The sequence below is a fragment of the Persicitalea sp. genome (assembly GCF_041751555.1).
Taxonomy (GTDB): Bacteria; Bacteroidota; Bacteroidia; order Cytophagales; family Spirosomataceae; genus Persicitalea.
Map to the genome: position 1 here is coordinate 1 of NZ_JBGSXF010000710.1, position 2,122 is coordinate 2,122.

Annotated in this window: 2 protein-coding genes; both read left to right on the top strand. The window is 48.0% G+C overall.

Features of this window, described 5'->3' with window-relative positions; genetic code table 11:
* Positions 1-369: 369 nt before the first annotated feature.
* Complete coding sequence (locus ACEW8P_RS24770; protein ID WP_373515743.1) at positions 370-1,830, top strand: DASH family cryptochrome; 1,461 nt, start codon at positions 370-372, stop codon at positions 1,828-1,830.
* Between the two features lie 15 nt (positions 1,831-1,845).
* Positions 1,846-2,122: FAD/NAD(P)-binding protein (locus ACEW8P_RS24775; RefSeq protein ID WP_373515744.1), on the top strand; the 277-nt coding region annotated here is incomplete at its 3' end.

The window sequence follows — 2,122 nt, forward strand, 5'->3', positions numbered from 1 at the left end:
AAGCTGGTGCTGGCCCGAACCCTGCTCAACAAACTCGACACGCCACAAGGCGTATGGGAAGCCGTCGAAAACAGGCATAGGCTCAGGAAGCAGGATTTGCTCAGGCGTAAGCATCATACTTGATTTAACAAAGTAGAATTAGAGACATCAGAGGACTAATTCGTTGGAAAGAAATCAAGTTTTTCAACAAAAAAAACGTAGCGGAGTTTGAATAAATACTCTCCTGATCGTAAGGACTTCTCACAGAAACCAGTGGAAGGAATCCTCGCTATTGTTAACCGCTGATTGAGCCGAATGAGGGCTTTCGCACCGCGGATTTCGGGGTACGATTATTTTATCTCGATTGCTTACCCATAAGTCTAAACGGTAATGGCTAAAAAAGTCCTCTATTGGCATCGATCAGATCTAAGATTGCATGATAACGAATGCCTCGCCCGAGCCTGCTCGGAGGATAATGAGGCACTGCCCGTGTACATATACGATGAGCGCCATTACCAGATGCTGGATCTGGGCTTCCGCAAAACGAGTCACCTACGATATAGGTACTTGCAGGATACGCTACACGATCTCAGAGAAAACTATCAGAAGATAGGCGGAGATTTGCTGATTAGGCACGGCAAGCCGGAGGAGATTTTACCACAACTCATTGCCAAATACGAGTGCGATGAATTGATTTTCCAAAAGGAAATCATGAGTGAGGAAACCGAGGTGGAATCACTGTTGACAGAAGAATTGAAGTCACAGCCGTGCAAGATAACTCCGATTTGGGGCCGGACTTTGTACCATATCGACGATATTCCTTTCGAACCAGCCGAAGTACCCCTCACGAGCAAAACCTTCCGCATCAACACTTCCAAAGCCACGCAACCTCGGGCGTTGTTTCCTATCCCGGAGCGAATCGACGTAATACCTTTGGAAGATTACGGTAAGTTGGATTGGCGCCCGGAGATCGGTTTTACGGACGAAGAGTTGGCCACCGACTACGACGCCGACGCCTTTCCCGCCGGGGAAACCGCCGCTCTGGAACGCCTTCGGTACTATACATTTGACTCGGAACTTTTGACCAACTACAAATGGACCAGAAACAGGTCATTGGGGCTGGATTATAGCAGCAAATTCTCGCCCTACCTGGCGCACGGTAGTTTGTCACCCCGGCAGATTTACCACACGGTGAAGGATTACGAAGACAAGGTTAAGAAGAACCGTTCGACCTGGTGGCTGGTATTCGAGGTAGTGTGGCGGGATTATTTCAGTTTTTTAGGGCTTAGATTTGGCGACCGGGTCTTTTATTCGGGAGGATATAAGGGCGCAAAAACCGACTGGAAGGAAGATTACGATTTATTCGACCGCTGGAAGTACGGTAAGACGGGTATTCCGTTTGTGGATGCTCACATGTACCAACTGAGCCGCACGGGTTTTATGAGCAATCGGGGTCGGGTAAATACGGCCAGTTTTTTCTCGCGTGACTATGGCGTAGACTGGCGCTGGGGCGCGGCCTGGTTCGAGAGCCTGCTGCTGGATTATGACGTGTGCTCCAACTGGTTCAACTGGAATACGCAGGCGCTGCATATGTATTACACCAATCCCCTCCACCAGTCTTTGAAATATGATAAAGCGACGGAATACATCAGTTCCGAACTGGATTATTTGAATAAACTACCACTCGCCTACAGACACGCCCCGTGGTTACTATCCGACGACGAACTTGAAGAACTGGGTATACCGCGATATAAAAGGCCAGAAGAAATCTACAAAAAATGGACTAGATCGATCAACAATATCCAGAAGTTGATCGATGCCAAGACCGAAACCATCACTGACAACCAATAACACCATACCATCTCTATGAAAAAAATTGCCATTATCGGCAGCGGAGCTACCGCTATTTATCTCCTCAAACATCTGATGGACAATACCGATGTACTACAAGACCACATTGAGGAAATTGCTGTCTTTGAAAAAGGAGACATCCTGGGTATGGGAATGCCCTACAACCCCAACACCACGGACTTATGCAACTTATCCAATATCGCCTCAGAAGAACTACCAGAACTTATCGTTCCGTTTGCGAAGTGGTTGAAGCAGCAGGACAAAAAGTCGATGAAAGCGCTGGGCCTGGCGG

Excerpts from the sequence above, each read along its gene's own strand:
- ACEW8P_RS24770 (WP_373515743.1), top strand. The coding sequence starts at position 370 with ATGGCTAAAAAAGTCCTCTATTGGCATCGATCAGATCTAAGATTGCAT.